Source organism: Aciduricibacillus chroicocephali (genome assembly GCF_030762805.1).
Classification (GTDB): domain Bacteria; phylum Bacillota; class Bacilli; order Bacillales; family Amphibacillaceae; genus Aciduricibacillus; species Aciduricibacillus chroicocephali.
The window spans coordinates 555,746-574,028 of the sequence record NZ_CP129113.1; the positions used below are offsets into that span (position 1 = coordinate 555,746).

The following is an 18,283-nucleotide window of genomic DNA, read 5'->3' on the forward strand; positions in this document are numbered from 1 at the left end:
CTTAATAAAGTCCAGTGTTTTTTTATACAAAAAAACCGAATAACAGGGCTCCCAGTTCTTCTACATAAGGGATATATGCATATCCTTAATACCGACGGAAACTGAAGGGAGATCAAAATGCGAATCCATGTTGTGAAACAAGGGGAGACTTTAAGAAAAATTGCTCAAACGTACAAAGCTTCTTTATCTCAAATCATCTTGGCGAATGAGTTGGCTGATCCTGACATATTGGTTGTCGGTGAGGCCCTTGTAATACCGGAGCCGAATAGAGATTATGTCGTTGAACAAGGTGATACACTTTTAAAAATTGCAGATCGTCATGGCGTGACGGTTCAGGAGCTCGAAGCCGCAAATAGTATAGCAAATCCAGCGAGCATCTATGTAGGGGAATTTCTTGTTATTCCTTATTTTACTTACACTGTTCAATCTGGAGAAAACTTATCATCGATTGCCAATAGATTTGGTATCCCCTTACGGCAAGTTCTTCAGGAGAACAAGCTTACTGAAAATAGTGTGCTTCAACCGGGCCAGACTTTGAGAATCCCGTATAAAGACGCCTTGTGAAGAATATATTAGGCTTTATCACAAACTTGGGGGAATTGGGGAGGCGCAGAGTCTTCCAAACGGGGAGTAGCCTGACACATGTACTGCCGTTTTCTTACAACTTCCGGGAAGACGGTTCGCTGACAGGTCTTCGCGATCAAGGTGTACTGGAGGCAGCGATAGCTCAAAATGCTGCACCGCTCCTCGTCATCACAAATTTCCGCAACCGGAAGTTTGACTCTGATTTGGCTGCTACACTTTTGAGAAATAAAGAATTGCAAGATAAGATGATTACGAATATGCTTGCAGTCATTAAGGAAAAGGGATACCGCGGTGTCAACTTCGACTTTGAGTACGTGTATCCAGCTGATCGGGAAAATTATAATGAGTTCCTTCGCCGTGTTGTTGAACGTTTTCGTCCTGAAGGTTATCTCGTGTCCACAGCCTTGGCACCTAAAGTGCGTGCTAACCAACAAGGATTGCTCTATGAAGCGCATGATTATAAAACGCAAGGGGAGATTGTTGATTTCGTCATTCTCATGACATACGAATGGGGCTGGGCTGGTGGCAAGCCATTGGCGATTTCTCCTGTAAACAGCATGCGTCGAGTAATTGATTTTGCAGTGACCCAGATTCCAAGGGATAAGATTGTAATTGGTGTTTCGTTGTACGGACGTGACTGGAAGATTCCTTGGCAATCGGGTACGTATGCAAGGACAATCAGCCCGCAGGAGGCTGTGCGCTTAGCTAAGCGTTACAAAGTAGGAATCCAATACAATGAGACTTATGAAGCACCATTCTTCTTTTACACGGATCAGACAGGACAGAAGAGAGAGGTATGGTTTGAAGATGCGCGCAGTGTCCAGGCGAAGTATGACCTTGTCAAAGAGTATAGATTGCGCGGAGTCAGCTATTGGGATCTGACATATCCATTCCCACAGAATTGGGCTGTATTGAGAAGTAATTTCCAAACAAACAAATTGTAGAACCGGAGATCACCTTCTATAGAGGGTGATCCTTTTTTAGCTGAATGGATGAAATCTACAGAGAAAATGTACAAGGCAATGAAACATGCAATACAATAAAAAAATAAACCAAAAAGGCGTCATGTATCTGCAATTTTGCCGATACATGACGCCCCTTTTTATTGAGATGCTAAGCTCCGGCCGCTGACCAAAGTCCAATAAAGTAAAAACGCCATTGTACTACAACCAAGAATGACAATACCAAGAGGAGTTGCAGTCTGGTCTCCGGCTATTCCAACGAGAGGAGACACGATTCCTCCACCGCCGAATGGAAGGATACCAAGGAAGGCTGAGGCGCTTCCAGCAACATGGCCTTGACGCTGCATCCCAAGAGAGAAAGCAGTTGTGTTTACAATCCCGACACTTGATACAATGAGGAATAGGGACGCAAGTAGCATCCATAATGGCAATGATAGCAATACGGATGTAATAAGCAGCAAACTTCCCACAAACGAAATGGAAACGCCCCATTTCATCAATTGGACTTCTTCAAATCTGTCAGATAATCTGCCGGTAAGCTGTGCTGCAAAAATTATGCCTGCACCATTCACAGCAAAAATGATTGAGAATTGTTGCGGACTGACACCGTAAATATTTTGCAGGACAAATGGGGAGCCGGCGATGTACGCAAACATGCTCATCATCGTAAATGCCTGTGCAAGCGCGATACCCATAAATACTTTGTCTTTCAGAAGGACACCGAATGTTTTGACTGTCTCAAGCAGACCGCCTTGTTTCCTATTCTCCTGCGGTAATGTCTCCGGCAAAAGGAGTGTGACAGCGAGCAGCATGATTAGCCCAATTGCTGATAGGATGCCAAAGATGGCGCGCCAGGATACCCATTTCAAAACGACTCCTCCGAATATTGGGGCGAGAATTGGAGCTGCGCCGTTCACGAGGGCGAGCAGGGCGATGAATTTCGTTAATTCTTTTCCTGTATACATATCTCTGGATGAGGCACGTGCGATAACGATTCCGGCAGCAGCTGCTGCTCCTTGGACAAAACGCAAAACGATGAAAGTCCAAATACTTGAGCTGAAAACACAAAGAATGGAAGCAATAGCATATGTAATTAAAGTAAGCAGGAGCGGACGCTTTCTACCGACAATATCACTCAACGGGCCGAATATGAGCTGCCCGATGGCAAGTCCGATGAGGCAAGCTGTAATGCTAAGCTGTGCTAGAGAGGCTGTCGTATGAAAATCTTCAGACACGGTTGGCAACGCAGGCAGATACATGTCCATGGACAACGGCCCGAACGCTGTCAGGGAGCCGAGAATGAGTACCATCCATGTTTTATTAAACATAAGAGGTGAGTGCTGGCTTTCAATCTGTCCCTTCAAAAAATATCAACTACTTTCTGTATATGTATGAGTGCTGTGCTCAGAATGCACTTGTCTACTATACTATAAGAAGAAGGAAGTGCGCATCCTGCGTTTTGTTCGTTCAAATAATTGAACTGCTTCAAAAAATGATAAACATATCCGGGGGTATAAATGGAAAATCCAGCTTATGTATCAGCTATATTTCTAGCAATAATATTTGTTAGCATAGCTGTTTTTCAAATTCTGCTTTCACTTGGGTCTCCATTCGGTGAGTATGCAATGGGAGGCAAATATAAAGTTTTGCCCAAGAAGCTTCGTTTTGTTAGTGTCATAAATGCTGTAATCCTATTATGCATGGGAGTCGTTATTCTTCAGCATAAAGATGTTATTAGCGGTTTAGGCTTCCTTCCAACGGGAATCCTTGTTTGGGCAATCACTATTTTTCTAGGTTTGAATACAATTGCAAATATTATTTCCAGAAGTAAAAAAGAGAGAAAGGTTATGACCCCGTTGTCGGGTTTTGCACTTGTCCTATGTTTGGTAATAATATTTTTATAGTCTAATTTCAAGAAGAGAATAGAGATTCGGGACCATAAATATAGTCGCTAAAGAGAGGAATCAGTATGAAACAATTACTTCAGAACGGGCTCGATCAACTAGGTATTAATGAGTCAATCCAATCTTTTAAGTCTGTTTCAGGCGGAGATATTAATGAAGCTTTTTATGTCCGGACTGGCAATCATGAATATTTCGTAAAACTGAACCGCCAAGTATCACCTGATTTCTTTGAATTCGAAAAGCGTGGTCTAGAGAAAATTAAAGCAACAGATTCGATTGCTGTTCCAAAAGTGTACGGCGTGAAGACCGATGTTCAAAGTGGCACCCCGATGCTCTGGCTGGAATGGATTGAGGGTAAGAAGGCTTTCGGAACAGACTCACAATTGGGAGAGCAGCTTGCGCAAATGCATATGAACAAACAATCTAAATACGGCTTTGATGAAAAAAGTTTTATTGGTCGTCTGGAACAGAAGAATCATCTTTCTGATAGCTGGCTTGAATATTATCGTAACTGCAGATTAGCCGGACAGCTGGAAATCGGGCGTGAGCGTCAGACTATAACCGGTGATAGAGAACGAAAACTAGTGAAGTTGCTCGTATGTCTGGATCAATGGGTACCGGAAAAACCTCATGCCAGCCTGTTGCATGGCGATCTGTGGGGAGGCAATTGGATGGTGGGAGCTGAGGGCAGACCACACTTGATAGATCCATCTGTACTATATGGTGACAATGAATTCGAACTGGCGTTTACGAATTTGTTTGGTGGTTTTTCTGACAAGTTCTATGAAGCTTATCAATCAGTTTTCCCGCTGTCTGATACTTATCATGATCTGGAGCCACTCTACCAGCTATATTATCTGCTCGTTCATCTGAACATGTTTGGTGAAACATACGGTGGCTCTGTTGACCGAATTCTAGACCGGTATGTTGGCTGAGGTTAAATTAGAGACAGTATGAATAAAATGTATAAAAAGAAGCATGCCTCTTCTATTCAGTGGAGAGGCATGCTTCTTCTTCTTGCTGTCGGGGTTTTGCTGACTGATACCAGTCTCGGAATAGGAGAATGATCAGCACTAAGTCTATAAGATCGCCTCCATAATACATGAGCATGGCACCGGACTGAGCCTGAGAGGCAAGGACCCCATCAGGTGGATTGGTGTAGATGTATTTTGATAGAATCCCGTGAACGGCGAGGGCAGCGATGAATACGACAGTCCTATATGTATAGTTATGACGGTGAGAAACTGGATCAATGTATATGATAGAGATTGTAAACAAATAGCCGGCAGCAAATATATGAATATGAACGAAAAAAAACAGAACTGGTGAACTATGCATCCAATTAAACAATGGGGTCGCATATAAGAGCCATAGACCGCCAATGTTAAGAACAGACGCGGTGACCGGGTTCACATAAAATCTCGCAAATCTGCTTTTAAGCAAATAGGTGCATCGTTTTGCGTTTTTTGTACTCAGCGAACGTAAAAGAAGGGTCATTGGTGCTGACAGAGCGATGAGCAGTGGTGCCAGCATGCCTAATAGCAAATGTCCGCCCATATGAAATCGAAAATCATGATGTCCTGCCTCTGCAAGTGGCCCAGCAAGCGCAATGCAGGCGGACAGAACTCCAGTAAGCCAGAATAGTAAGCGCATAAGCGGCCATTTTTGCAAATGAGGTTTCCTGTTGGAGAGGAAAATAGCCGACACGTACATAAATGTGAAGAAGATAGTGGCGACTAGGAAAAGGTTAGCGACTGTGAGTAAGTTTGTTTCGCTATACATGATTTGACGCCTCCAGAATTTTTGCGTCAAGCGTTGCCTTTTTATATAAATAGATTCCAACAATAATCAGGATAACCGCAATTATATTCCAAATTAAATCATAGTAAATTATATTAACGTGATAGCGTATTTGGTGAATTCTCATAAGTTTGTGCTGGATCAATCCATCGTACAGTTGAAAACCGCCTGCTCCTAGCAACTTGCCGCTCCACCACATTTTTGGCCATAAACCTTGCCGGCGCCTAAGATCGGCAACAAGATATAGAGAACCAACTGTTGCGAACCAGCTGAATGCATGGAAGAGCCCATCAGATACGAGACCAACAGAAGTACTCGAAAGATCATAAAACTTATGCCAATGAAGCAGCTGATGAAAGATAACCTCATCTGCAAATGCGGCAAAACCGAGGCCGAACAAGATTCCAGACCAGAGGTTTTTTTGCTTGAATAGATGTTTGGATAACTTGTTCCGGCTTTCTGGAGTATGGGTCACGAGCGGTTTCCTCCAATTCAGTTTATTTCCTTATCTATATTAGCCGGAGTGAGGAGGGGTTAAACAACACATTGTTCCAGTTGGATTTGTTCTACAACCTCATATAGACTCATGTAATCCCAAATATAGATAGCAGTAATGCCAGAATAATTGAGTTCTGGCATTACTGCTATCTTCAAGATATCTTAATTTATTTTTGCAATAAGTCAGGGAAGTCGGTAATGATACCATCTACTCCAAGACCGAGAAGCCTGTCCACCTGCTCTTGCGTACGTGCAGTATAAGGCCAAGTCTTCATGTTTTTCGAATGAATCCGGTCAACAAGTTCAGATGTAAGGAGATTCTGATTCGGATTGAAATAATCTGCGTATGTAGCGAACTGCTGCAATTGTACGTCTGTTACGTTCTTCCAGTTCATTCCTGCTAGGACACCGTGTGGAACGTTTGGCAGAAGTGATTTGGACTTTTGGACAGAGTCATGATTGAAAGACTGAACGATTATGCGCTGATGTGGGTTATGGTGCAAATTTCTCTTTTTAATTTCCTTGGCGACTTTTTCTTCAATACCAGGATAAAGCTCAGGTGATTTCAGCTCAATTAGAATACCAGTTCTGCCTCGGAACTGATCTAGTATCTCTCCGAAAGTTGGTACCTTTTCTCCAGCATACTCAGGAGCGAACCAGCTGCCAGCATCCAGACTGCGAATCTCGTCAAATTTCAGATTGCCGACTTTGCCAGTTCCATTTGTAGTTCGATCAACTGTTGTATCATGTATGACTACGAGTTTCCCATCCTTTGTCATTTGTACATCAATTTCGAAATAGTCGGCCCTCATTTGGACAGCTTTGCGAAAAGCGGCTATCGTGTTTTCAGGTGCGTATCCTGATGCACCTCTATGTGCGATATTAATGGTCTTGCTGTTGCCGCCTTTTCCATGAATCTTCTGAGCAAATGCAGGTGTTACGAAGAATGATGCAAGCAATATTGCCATGAGCAAAACTGAAGCAGTTCGTTTGAACATTCCATCTCCTCCTAGTCTATGATTCATTTTTAATGATAGAGAAGGATTGTGAAGGCAGTATGCATATACATTAAAGGATATGCAAAAAAATGTAATATGTAACATAGGACTGTTTGAAACAAAAATCTCTGTCTGTATATATTTCTCAATACATAATGCCAATAAAGTAAGTTGTTATAAAGCTGGGAGATTCACATAGGTATAGCATTGCGAACAAATCTTGGATATTGGGATGGGTGATTTATTTAATGGATAAAGAATCATCAAAAAACCAAAGGCCGGCATGCGAAAATGCTAAACAGGAACAATTGGATCAATACCGGATACAGAATGCCGGGAACCCTATGACAACTAATGAAGGAAAGAAAATATCTCAGGACCAGGATCAACTAAAAGCTGGTGTGCGTGGTCCTACACTTAGGCAAGACTATGAATTTTTTGAGAAGATGTCCCATTTCGCTCATGAAGAGATACCGGAAAGAGTCGTTCATGCAAGAGGTTATAGTGCACACGGAGAGTTTGAGTGCTATAAGTCGATGAAACATGTGACCAAAGCTGGATTCCTGCAAGAAGCAGGGAAGAAGACGCCGCTGACGATTCGTTTCTCTACTGTACAGGGGCCTAAAGGATCCTACGATACTGCTAGAGATCTGCGATGCCAAGGTGTGAAGTTATATACAGAAGAGGGGAACGTAGATCTTACTACGATTGCAATGCCTGTACTGATTAATCAGGATGCGATGAAGTTTCCAGATGCAATGCATGCATATCAATCCAAACAGGACGACGATATTCCTACTGCCAGCGGGGCCCATGATACGTTTTGGGATTATGTCGCGAATAATCCTGAAGGACTCCATATGGTGACGTGGATTATGTCCGATCGTGGTATTCTAAGAAGCTATCGAATGATGGAATCGTGGTCCATCAATACGTATTTGTTCGTTAATGATAAAGGTGTAGCGACTTTCTTCAGATATGTCTGGAAGCCTGTCCTTGGTGTACACTCGCTTCTTCAGGATGAGGCCCTTAAAATCGGTGGAATCGATCCGGATTTCCACAGAAAAGATCTCAGACAAGCGATCGATCTCGGTTATTATCCAGAATATGAATTAGGCGTTCAGCTTATTTCAATGGAAGATGAATTTAAATTCGATTTCGACGTACTGGATCCAGCAAAGTTCTGGCCGGAAGAACTCGTTCCAGTTCAAATAATCGGTAAAATGACTTTGAACCGGAACATTGATAATTACTTTACGGAGTCTGAACAAGTTGCATTTAACCCTGCAAATGTTGTTCCAGGCATAGATTTTTCAAATGATCCAGTTTTGCAGGGGAGGTTGCTCGCTTATCGAGATACTCAGCAGCACCGACTTGGCAGTGCCAACTACGATCAATTGCCGATAAACAGTCCGCTTTGTCCATTCCATAATAATACGAGAAGAGGCTATATGAGGCATCGAATAGATGTTGATCAAGTGAATTACCATAATAATTCTTTAGCAGGCAATACACCGTACACAACACCTCCAGAAGAGGGCGGGTATGAGTATTATCCGAAAAAGGTGGAAGGGCACGTCATTCGTACTAGAAGCGAATCGTTCAACGATTTTTACTCACAGCCGAGAATATTCTGGAACAGCTTGTCACCGATTGAGAAAAAGCACACCATTGAAGCTTTCAGCTATCAGCTCGGTAAGGTGAGAAGTGAATCCGTCCGTCAGCAAAACGTCGATATATTAGTCAATGTAGACAAAGAGCTTGCTTGCATTGTTGCTGACAATATTGGTGTTGAGCGTCCAAGGGGAACGAATGTGGATGTTTCAATAAGCTATCCTTCACTAAGCCAGACTTCTACACCTCGTTATGCAGCCACTTTAAAAGTAGGGGTGCTAATTGGCGATGGTTTTGACTGCGATGAAGTGGCTAGTGTATTGGATGTGTTCGAGAAGCATGGCGTATTTGTAGAAATCATAAGTGATACGCTTAAAGCTGTCACTGGTTCTGATGGCGCGAAATTAAAAGTGGATCAGACACTTCTTACATCCAGTCCATACCTCGTCGATTCCCTTTATGTCGTTGGTGGTCATGTGAAAAATCAAGAAAGATTTACGACTGGAATAAAGAAATACATCAGAGTGGCATACGAGCACTTTAAACCAATTGGTATTGCTTCGGGTGCACGCAATTTAATTCAGATGTCAAAAGAAAATAATATGGCTGGCGTCGTTTTTGCGGATGACAATCCGAACTTCGGCGAAGATTTAGTAGCGGCGATTGCTCAGCAACGATTCTGGGATCGGACGTAACTGAATTATCCAGTGTTTATATTTAGCAGAGGCTGGGATAGAAGTGTTTCAGTCTATAGAAAACCCGAACTAATGCAAAGAGATTTGCCTTAGTTCGGGTTATTCATATTTTGAGTATAGATTCTTAAAAGTATTTTGAGTAAGCCGCCGCTGCGAAAAGAATGCTCGCTTTCCTGCGGGCAAGCACTGAGCCACTATGGTGCAAGCGCCTCACTGTCTCAGTACGCTTGTTTCGACGGCAGGATGCCTAGTGATGGCGTTGGTCGCAGGATGCGACCGATTTTAGCTATCTTCCCGCGGGAGTCTCGCATCTTTTCTCCGCTATGTCCGGTGCTCTTCCTAGGATTGTAGTGGAAGGCGACGACTCCAACGGGAATAGCATGAGCTGAAGATAATATTGCAGGCGTCTTTTGCCTGGAATTTAGCTGAAGCCATGCCCGTGGAAAGCGTTCGCCTGCAACGGAAATCCGACCGGTTCTCAACTGGTGCCTTACCATATTTTCTTCTGATTCTTTGTTCGTCTTTTACACATGCAACTTTAGTTATGTCCCAGCATCTTTTTTATTTAACTTCTTATCAGTGTTCCTGCATGATGGGGGTCTCAAAAATTGCTATCATAATATAAAGCTAGCTATAATTATTCAATTATATATTAATAGCGTCTTTAACGAAGAAGGGGTTTGGAAATGGAAGTAGTATATTTTGCAGGTGGATGTTTATGGGGAGTACAAGCTTTTATAGAAACTTTACCGGGAGTTAAGTTTACTGAAGCAGGAAGAGCTAATGGAACTAGCCATACACTTGAGGGTGATTATGATGGATACGCAGAATGTGTAAAAACAGAATTTGATCCAACGGTTGTAACAATTAAGGAATTAATGGCGTATTTTTTTGAAATCATTGATCCATACAGTTTGAATAAACAAGGGCAGGATGTTGGCGAGAAATACAGAACTGGAGTATATAGTGAAAATGCAGAACATTTAAAGGAAGCAAAGATATTTATAAAAGAGAGAAATGATTGTGATCTAATAGTTGTTGAAGTATTGCCTCTTACAAACTATGTGAGAAGTGCAGAGGAACACCAAGATAGATTAGCCAGATGTCCAAATGATTATTGTCATATCCCAAAGGAATTATTAAGCAAATATAAGTGAGGAAAATTTGTTTAGAGATACCTTAGGGGATAGAACCGTTTAATGCTGTTAAACACTCTTGTCTTATAAAAAAACCGCTTCGTCAATGTGACGGAGCGGTTTTTTTGTCTACACTGTAAATCGTCTCATGAGTGTCCAGGACAGACAGTAGATGGCAATTCCCACAAGCATCACTTCTCCAAAGAGGATCAGGCCCCAAGAGTTTACGAAGAAGTGATATGCATCTGCAATCCAACCTGTGAAGATGGACAAGATCAATATGAATGCCAGGAGGGCGAGAACACTACCTCCACCTGAAAGTCCATATTTATGGAACAGCAGACCGAATGTGAAGAAAACCGCCAGTATTGTAAAGACTAAAGTTGTGTCTACGAGCATTCGGTCAAACCAACTTTCATTTAGCCACATAGCCGGATGAATCAACATAAATTCCTTTGTACCCATACCGAGGATACTTTTCAATGAATCAATAATCACTGTTACAGCATTAATAAGAAGTCCTTGAACAATAGATTCAATAAGAAAGAATGCGCCCAGACTTACAAAAAGCATTTTTCGTGTACTTCCCATTTTGATTGCAAAGGGAAGTGTATTGCTTGCAAGCTTGAAGCTATGAATTGCAGCAAAAATATAAATTGGCATGGAGATGAAGAAAGTCGCTACGCCTTCCTGACCGTAAAAATGGGTGACTACATACATTGTGACGAAGGAAATTATCAATAAAGAAAGTAAAATTGACCAGAAGACAGTAATTGTTCGCTTCGTATCAACTGTGAAAAAGTACATAAGACCTTGTATTTGTTTATTCATAATTAACCAACCTGCCTTTCCTCTGTAAGATGAATCATAAGATCCTGAATTGGAATGCCTTCTGTGGACAATCCGGATGATTCAGCTTCGATTGCATTGCCTCTTACATAAGCAGTCATCATGCCTGCCAAAGCTTGTTGGCGAATAATATCCTTATCAGCAAGGAATGTTTCTACTTTATCCTTCGGTCCAGAGACAGCATATGTTTCATCTCTTAATTTCTCTGCCTCCTCTTTTAAGCGAAGCTTTCCATCCTGAATGATGATGACTTCTTCGAAAAGGAGACTTGCTTCGTCAATAAGATGAGTGGAAAAAATGAACATACGATTTTCATTTTCATATTCTTCGAGCAGAATTTCATAAAAAAGTTTCCGCGCTGCTGCATCCATTCCAATATATGGCTCATCGAAAATGGTTATAGGAGCTTTGCTTGCTAGTCCAATTGTGATGCCGAGCGCTGAAGCCATTCCTTTAGATAATGTTTTTGCTTTCATATTTTTATTTAATTTGAATGTTTCAAGCAGTTGAGCTGCAAAGTTCTCATCCCAATTCGGATAGAAATAGGAGTAAGATTTCAAGATATGCTTGATCTTCAGGTCTTTCTTAAAATTGCCATCTTCCTTAATAAGGCATACAAGACCCGCAACTTCTTGATTGTCAAAGGTCGGCTGGCCGTCAATGAGGATTTCCCCCTGACTAGGAAGCGTGAGCCCCGCCAGAATATCCATGATGGTTGTCTTACCAGCACCATTCCTGCCAAGCAAACCGTAGATTTTTGGTCCTTCCAATGTGAAAGATATATCGTCCAAAGCAAGCTTGTTCTTGTACTTTTTAGTAAGTTGCTTCACTTCAATTTTCATCAGATTCTCCTCCTTTGATCATTTCGACCAATTCATTCAGTCCTAGACCTAGGTTTTCTGCTTCTCTTTTTAGCGGCTTCATGTAGTCCTCATAGAAAGTCTGTTTACGTTTTTTGATTAGGATTGTTTTTGCTTCTTCTGCCACAAACATGCCGACACCCCGTTTTTTGTACAAAATATTTTCAGCAACAAGTTCATTGATGCCTTTCGCTGCGGTAGCTGGATTAATCTTGTAAAACTGAGCAAATTCATTTGTAGAAGGGATACGTTCATCCGCTTGCAGCGAGCCATTCATAATGTCGTTTTCCAACTGTTCTTTAATCTGTAGATAGATCGGTCTGCTGTCGTCCAGCTTGTTTTTCATAAGATCGCCTCGTTATATGGTTCATTACTTGTGTAACTAACCATATAACCAATAAACCTAACTGTCAATAGCAAAACAATAAAGTTCGAGAAAACTGTGCATAAGACAAGGAGCCATACACACAAACCGGGCATAAATTTGTTAAAATATTCACAGACGAAACAATAGAAGGTGGACAAACATCAATGGAAATTTTTGAAATAATCCTGTTCATGCTCAGTGCTGTGTTTATTTCAAATGTATTGAGCAAATTCATTCCGAATATTGCGTTTCCGCTTATTCAGATTGTGCTCGGCATTTGCTTAACACTGCCATTTGCGAGCCATTCACTTGAACTAAGTCCTGAATTATTCCTGCTTTTGTTTATGGCGCCGCTCTTATTCAATGACGCTGCAAGAGTAGATAAAGGGGCAATTTGGGGATTAAGGAAACCGATTTTGCTCATGTCGCTCGGTCTGGTCTTCATGACGGTTCTGCTGCTTGGGCTATTCATACATTGGCTGCTGCCAGGCTTGCCATATGCCGCTGCATTTGCCTTGGCGGCTGCTTTAGGACCGACCGATGCGGTAGCAGTAGGTGCTTTGGCAAAAAAGGTGAAGGTACCACATTCAATTATGCATACACTTGAAGGAGAGTCGCTTATCAATGATGCTTCTGGACTCGTTTCCTTCCAGTTCGCAGTAGCAGCACTATTAACAGGAACGTTCTCCATTGTGGACGCTGGGACAAGTTTCATTTTTCAGTCTGTTGGTGGTGTTCTTGTCGGTTCTGTGCTCAGCTTGCTTAAAATTGTTCTCATGCGCTGGTTGCGTAATTTTGGAGTGGAGAATGAAGTTTCTTACGTATTGATGGAAATTTTGCTTCCGTTTCTTATCTTCATGGCAGCAGAGGAATTGGGTGTAAACGGCATCCTTGCTGTTGTTTTTGGAGGGATTGTACATTCACTCAGTTATAAGAAGCTGAATGCTGAAGTGGCACAGTTGAAATTGCTATCGAGAAGCACTTGGGCAATTATCTCGTACAGCTTGAATGGACTTGTATTCGTTCTTCTTGGGATGCAACTACCAAAAATCTTAGTAACAATATGGAAAAATGAATTTGTTAACAATGGCATGCTCATTCTTTATATTGTCAGCATTACAGCAGTGTTGCTCGGCTTGAGATTAATCTGGGTGCGTCTATTTAACAACTTTGGAACTGAGCGAATATCTCATGGGGGAAAAGAGTGGAAGACGACATTTCTCTATACAATTGCTGGTGTCAGAGGGACGATTACACTTGTAAGTGCGCTTTCCCTTCCGTTTGTCTTATCCGACGGAACGTTATTCGCAGAACGTGATCTGCTTTTGAGTATCGCTGCAGGGGTAATTCTGCTGACGCTGCTACTTGCAAACTTTACACTGCCATTATTCGCTCCAAAGGCAGTGAGTGGAAAGGAAAGACCTGCAGTAGCTGAAGAAATCGCTATTCTGCGCAGAGTGACGAAGAAGCTTCGGGAGAAACGGACAGAGGATAATCAGGAAGCTGTGGGGCGAGTAATCAGGACATACAATGACCGAATCATGTCCCTTACGAGGTCGGGCGAAATGAGACAGGATGAAAAGAAGCTGCGTCGAATGATTCTCGATTGGCAGCTTGCGGATACGCTAAATCTAGTCAAGCAAGGGAAGGTTAAGCTGCGTATCGCTTATCCTGCTCTATGGAGACTTAACCGGAAACTGTTTATCATGTCACGGGAAAAACGGTACCGCCGGAATCTGCTCTATATTAGACTTCTTAAAAAGAGGTTCCATGCGGAGCATTTCCACTTGCTTACTGCTGCCGAGCGCCGTGAACAGCATAAAAAGTTGTTCCGGAGCAACCGTGCGTTCATTCTTGAAAGGTTGAAGGATATGGATGAAAGTACATTTCCGCGAGAGCTTGTTGAAATGTTTATCATGCTTTATCAGCGAAAAGAAGGACGTCGAAAAGCTAAGAAAGATACTGCAAGAGAAGAACGGAATCTTCTATATTTTGCAATTCAGACGGAGAGAGATTACATCCAGCAGTTCTTTGAGAAGGGGAAAATTTCTCGCAATGATATGAAGCGTTTTCGTGAAAATTTGCTTGCAATAGAGAATAGTCTCAGTTTAAATGACTGATCAGATAAAAGGATCGGCTGAAATTCAGCCGATCCTTTTATTGTTTTAGTTTAAGGAAATTTCGAATAGCTTGAGCATGTTTGTCTTTCGGATAGTTTTTATATAGGTCACTTGTGAGTCGAATTGGATCTCCAAAGAAATAACGTTCATATTGAGTTTGCCTTGTTCCAAAAGCACTCATAGTCAAGTCCCAGGCAAGAGTGAAAATCTTGACCCGTTCCTCTGCCGTTTTCGTTGCTCCTTGAACATATAGATCCAAATCTTTACGAATGTCCGAGGCGAATGCCTTTTCGGTTGGCAATGTAATCAGTCCACTTGCTCCAAGCAGTTGTATAATCTCGCACAAACGAGGGTAGATTTTAGGGAAGACTGTGCCAGCGACCTTTAATGTGGAGAGATCTGGCCTCATATAGCCCCATTCATCAAGGGCGGCATGATTTTCTGCCTTTTCCATCAACGCTTTCATCGTTTCCAGTCCGATGATGATTTCGGACATTTTTCCTTGAATATGTTCGTATTCACCAATATTAATGGTTTCTACAATAAGTTCTGCGAGACCAAGGATGAATTCCGTCTTTACAATTTGTCTTGTGATGACCTGGTGTTTAGCGAAAGAGTGGAAGCCGCTAACTGTAATGAACTCTTCAGCAACCTCGGCATTTTTGTAATAAAATACCCTTTCCCATGGTACAAGAACATTGTCAAAAACGACGATGGAGTCAATTTCTTCGTACCTGGAACTGAGCGGATGATCGAATTCCGAGCTGCCGCCGACAAAAGAATTTCGGCAAATGAATCTAAGTCCTTCTGTGTCGGATGGAATTGCAAAAGCAAAAGCTTCATTTTCATTAAAGAAGTATTTGCCGACACTAAAGACGAGCAGTTCATCAGTAAGACCGCCTTGAGTTGCGAGAAGACGTGCGCCTTTAATTAAGATACCTTTTTCATTTTCTTCAACGATTCTTGCAGCGATAGGTTCATCACTTTCTCCAAAATACATGGTTGAACGATTGACCTGTGGTGAAATGAATGTATGTGTAAAAGATAGGTCCTCTTCTCGAGCTTTTTCATGGAAGGCTTTAAGATGGTCGGGAAAGCAGTTATTCCTGTTCTCTAGCCAAGCTGCAGAGGAAGCAAGACCGGTCAGAACTGTGTTTAAATAGTCGGGGCTTCTCCCTAGTATGCCTCCTGTTTGTCTGGCCCACAGTTCAATCATATGTCTTCTTTTAAGAAGGTCTTCCTTTGTCCGTGGCATCAGGTACGACATACCGACTGGGTCGCCGGTTGTTGGTGACGGAAAGGTCATGATGTCTTTGAAAGCAGGTTTGAGCTGCATGTCATACAGGTGAGCTTTTGTTTGAAGGAGTCCTTTAAATGCTGGGTGCTCGGAAATTTTTCCGGTGATTTTCTGGCCGTCATACCAGATTTCTGTTTTTAGCTTATCCAATCGTTCAATATACTTTTTCCCATTAATTGATCCCATTCGATCACCTCATTTAAGATTATGATTAAGGCACTATATTCTTTCTTGGTTTTCAATTTGGGAACAGGATTTATGGTTGTTGGCATATTTTCAAATATAATAATGATAATTGATTTTTGGGAGGTTATGCAGTGGGGAAGCGTATTTCATTTTTAACACCAATTCTGTTGATTTTCACTCTGGTCGTAAGGGTGTTCAGTGAAGTGCATCGTTTTAAGGTGAATGAGGTTGTTTTCAAGTCAGATAAAATTCCTGCACAGTCTGGAGTTACAGTTTTACAAATTAGTGATTTGCATAATAGAGCTTTTGGCAAGGGGAATAAGCGGCTCGTCCATGCAGTAAAAGAAGCCAAGGCTGATTTGATTGTAATAACGGGTGATTTGATCAGCAAAGATACTAAAAGTCTGAGAGCTGTCTTCTCATTCATCGAAAAAGTCGTAGATATTAATAAGCATGTATTCTTTATTTCCGGTAATCATGACTGGGCAAATTATCAGAACGAGGTATTGTTTGCTGGACTAGCGAAGCGAAATGTAAAAGTTTTGCACAATGATAGTGTCCAGTGGAAGAAAGGCAATTTCGTTTGCAATATTGTTGGGATTGATGATGCTTCAACAGATTACGAAGATATGGAGGCAGCATTTGCTAATATTGATAAAGATGCTTATACAATCTTCCTGTCCCATACACCAGACATTGTAAAAAAATATAATGATATTCCTGCAAACCTGATCTTGAGCGGTCATACTCACGGTGGTCAAGTCCGGTTCCCGATTATCGGAGCAGTTATTGCGCCGGATCAGGGGTTCTTCCCGAAATTGGATAAAGGAGTCTTTGAAATTGGCTCCGACCAGAGCCTTTATATCGATAGTGGGCTTGGAACAAGCAGGGCTCCATTACGCTTTTTGAACAGAAGCCAGCTCAGCCTGATCAGAATTGAGAGTACATTGTAAAGTTATTGTTTAATTTTTATTATTGAATTGAAGTAGTCGGCAACCCATGCTACATTGAATCCGCTTTGCCTTATAAATTAACAATTCATAAAGGGAGAGATCAATGGAGGTCAGAAGGAAAAGCCGAATTAAAACACTTATAGAAATACTTATCGTTTCATTGAAGTTGGGATGCACATCATTTGGTGGGCCAATAGCGCACTTGGGTTACTTTCATCAGGAGTATGTCCGCCGAAGAAAGTGGATGGATGAGGAGAGCTATGCGGATCTTGTAGCACTCAGTCAATTTCTACCTGGGCCTGCCAGCAGCCAGGTGGGCATAGGTGTCGGTGTCATCCATGGTGGAGTAATAGGAGGAATCATTTCATTCGTTGGCTTCACACTTCCATCCGTGCTTGTACTCATTGTATTCGCTATGTATCTTCACACGTTCAACGTCAATGAGGCAGGATGGATCCATGGGCTAAAAATTGTCGCTGTCGTAGTCGTCGCACATGCAATTCTCGGGATGGCGAAAAAACTGACACCGGATATGCCAAGACAAACAATCGCCTTGGCTGCTTTAATTGCTGTATTAGTCATTCCTGCGGCAACTATACAAATAATCGTCATTATACTGGCCGCGGTTGTGGGATTTTTAATTTATCGGAATCAAATAGCGGCGGATAAGCTGCAATCTATAAAACAGTTTCCTGTTTCCAGACGATTTGGCTTGTTATGTTTGGTAGCTTTTTTCTTACTTCTCTTTTTGCTGCCAATCTTGAGTAGGGTAATAAGTTCTGATTGGTTTGCAATCATCTCCGATTTTTATAGATCGGGTGCGCTTGTATTTGGGGGCGGTCATGTCGTACTGCCGTTGCTGGAACAAGCTTTTGTCCAAGCAGGCAGGCTAAATGAATCGCAATTCCTGGCCGGCTACGGAGTGACTCAAGCAGTTCCTGGTCCGCTATTCACTTTTGCTGCATACATAGGAACAATTATGAAAGGCTCATTAGGCGGTGTCATTGCGATTGTTGCGATTTTCTTGCCAGCATTTCTCCTCATTTTAGGAGTCTTGCCTTTTTGGAATACAATCCGTGGCAATGCGAAGGTCAAGGGAGCACTGATGGGGGTCAATGCTGCTGTAGTCGGAATTTTGTTAGCTGCACTGTACAATCCAATATGGACGACATCTATTTTGGATGTATATGATTTTGTCTTGGCGGCCATCTTGTTCGGAATGCTCGTATTCTGGAAAATGCCCCCGTGGACTGTCGTAATTGCTGGAATTTTAGGTGGATGGCTCATGTTATAAGCTGGTATTCAGTTCGTTAATTCTTGGTAAGTATAAATTTCCTGTATCGGCTACATCCATTGTCGGTAAGCCATTTGGTAACATTAACATTGGAATATTCATGCAAACTCTGCTTCAAATTCTTTGTTGGTGCTTTCTGAACATGTTAGAATTGTAGACAAAAGC

Annotated in this window: 17 protein-coding genes; 9 read left to right on the forward strand and 8 right to left on the reverse strand. The window is 42.0% G+C overall.

All coding sequences use genetic code 11. From position 1 onward, the window contains the following. Positions 1–117: 117 nt before the first annotated feature. Both QR721_RS02920 and QR721_RS02925 read left to right on the forward strand, forming a co-directional pair. Entirely contained in the window at positions 118–564 is a 447-nt protein-coding gene (locus tag QR721_RS02920) for a LysM peptidoglycan-binding domain-containing protein (RefSeq protein WP_348028982.1), read from the forward strand. 35 nt (positions 565–599) lie between these two features. Next, positions 600–1,529 (forward strand): glycosyl hydrolase family 18 protein, encoded by a 930-nt coding sequence (locus QR721_RS02925; RefSeq protein WP_348028983.1) that lies wholly within the window; start codon positions 600–602, stop codon positions 1,527–1,529. 158 nt (positions 1,530–1,687) lie between these two features. On the opposite strand, the gene QR721_RS02930 is transcribed toward QR721_RS02925, so the two are convergent. After that, positions 1,688–2,875, reverse strand: a complete 1,188-nt coding sequence (locus tag QR721_RS02930; protein WP_348028984.1) for a multidrug effflux MFS transporter — start codon at positions 2,873–2,875, stop codon at positions 1,688–1,690. A gap of 189 nt (positions 2,876–3,064) precedes the next feature. On the opposite strand from QR721_RS02930, the gene QR721_RS02935 reads away from it, so the two are divergent. Then, positions 3,065–3,451 carry a hypothetical protein gene (locus QR721_RS02935; protein ID WP_348028985.1) on the forward strand — a complete coding sequence of 129 codons (387 nt, stop codon included), beginning with the start codon at positions 3,065–3,067 and terminating at the stop codon, positions 3,449–3,451. Between the two features lie 65 nt (positions 3,452–3,516). Then, a complete protein-coding gene (locus QR721_RS02940) occupies positions 3,517–4,386 on the forward strand; it encodes a fructosamine kinase family protein (protein ID WP_348028986.1) in 870 nt (289 codons plus the stop codon). Positions 4,387–4,438: 52 nt separating this feature from the next. Here the strand turns inward: QR721_RS02940 and QR721_RS02945 are convergent, their stop codons facing one another. The 3 genes from QR721_RS02945 to QR721_RS02955 form a co-directional block, all read right to left on the reverse strand. Beyond that, entirely contained in the window at positions 4,439–5,233 is a 795-nt protein-coding gene (locus tag QR721_RS02945) for a cytochrome c oxidase assembly protein (protein WP_348028987.1), read from the reverse strand. Next, positions 5,226–5,726 (reverse strand): DUF2243 domain-containing protein, encoded by a 501-nt coding sequence (locus QR721_RS02950; protein ID WP_348028988.1) that lies wholly within the window; start codon positions 5,724–5,726, stop codon positions 5,226–5,228. Before QR721_RS02950 ends, QR721_RS02945 begins: the two co-directional genes overlap by 8 nt. 190 nt (positions 5,727–5,916) lie before the next feature. Continuing rightward, positions 5,917–6,747 (reverse strand): glycerophosphodiester phosphodiesterase, encoded by an 831-nt coding sequence (locus tag QR721_RS02955; RefSeq protein ID WP_348028989.1) that lies wholly within the window; start codon positions 6,745–6,747, stop codon positions 5,917–5,919. Positions 6,748–6,995: 248 nt separating this feature from the next. On the opposite strand from QR721_RS02955, the gene QR721_RS02960 reads away from it, so the two are divergent. Both QR721_RS02960 and QR721_RS02965 read left to right on the forward strand, forming a co-directional pair. Next, positions 6,996–9,056, forward strand: a complete 2,061-nt coding sequence (locus tag QR721_RS02960; protein ID WP_348028990.1) for a catalase — start codon at positions 6,996–6,998, stop codon at positions 9,054–9,056. A 686-nt stretch (positions 9,057–9,742) separates the two neighbouring features. Continuing rightward, positions 9,743–10,213, forward strand: a complete 471-nt coding sequence (locus QR721_RS02965) for a peptide-methionine (S)-S-oxide reductase (protein WP_348028991.1) — start codon at positions 9,743–9,745, stop codon at positions 10,211–10,213. Positions 10,214–10,321: 108 nt separating this feature from the next. On the opposite strand, the gene QR721_RS02970 is transcribed toward QR721_RS02965, so the two are convergent. The 3 genes from QR721_RS02970 to QR721_RS02980 are packed head-to-tail and all read right to left on the reverse strand — an operon-like array spanning position 10,322 to position 12,247. Beyond that, on the reverse strand, positions 10,322–11,023 hold the full coding sequence (locus QR721_RS02970) for a hypothetical protein (protein ID WP_348028992.1): 702 nt from the start codon (positions 11,021–11,023) through the stop codon (positions 10,322–10,324). A gap of 2 nt (positions 11,024–11,025) precedes the next feature. Then, entirely contained in the window at positions 11,026–11,883 is an 858-nt protein-coding gene (locus QR721_RS02975) for an ABC transporter ATP-binding protein (protein ID WP_348028993.1), read from the reverse strand. Next, positions 11,873–12,247, reverse strand: coding sequence for a GntR family transcriptional regulator (locus QR721_RS02980; RefSeq protein ID WP_348028994.1), 375 nt, complete (start codon positions 12,245–12,247; stop codon positions 11,873–11,875). The genes QR721_RS02975 and QR721_RS02980 overlap by 11 nt, the downstream gene beginning before the upstream one ends. A gap of 185 nt (positions 12,248–12,432) precedes the next feature. On the opposite strand from QR721_RS02980, the gene QR721_RS02985 reads away from it, so the two are divergent. Beyond that, a complete protein-coding gene (locus tag QR721_RS02985; RefSeq protein WP_348028995.1) occupies positions 12,433–14,388 on the forward strand; it encodes a cation:proton antiporter in 1,956 nt (651 codons plus the stop codon). Between the two features lie 37 nt (positions 14,389–14,425). Here QR721_RS02985 and hpaB read toward each other — a convergent pair whose 3' ends face one another. Next, entirely contained in the window at positions 14,426–15,871 is a 1,446-nt protein-coding gene (gene hpaB, locus QR721_RS02990) for a 4-hydroxyphenylacetate 3-monooxygenase, oxygenase component (RefSeq protein WP_348028996.1), read from the reverse strand. 131 nt (positions 15,872–16,002) lie between these two features. On the opposite strand from hpaB, the gene QR721_RS02995 reads away from it, so the two are divergent. Next, the gene (locus QR721_RS02995; RefSeq protein WP_348028997.1) at positions 16,003–16,824 is read left to right on the forward strand and encodes a metallophosphoesterase; all 822 of its coding nucleotides are present in this window, start codon (positions 16,003–16,005) and stop codon (positions 16,822–16,824) included. 103 nt (positions 16,825–16,927) lie between these two features. Continuing rightward, the gene (gene chrA / locus QR721_RS03000; RefSeq protein ID WP_348028998.1) at positions 16,928–18,118 is read left to right on the forward strand and encodes a chromate efflux transporter; all 1,191 of its coding nucleotides are present in this window, start codon (positions 16,928–16,930) and stop codon (positions 18,116–18,118) included. Positions 18,119–18,283 lie beyond the last annotated feature (165 nt).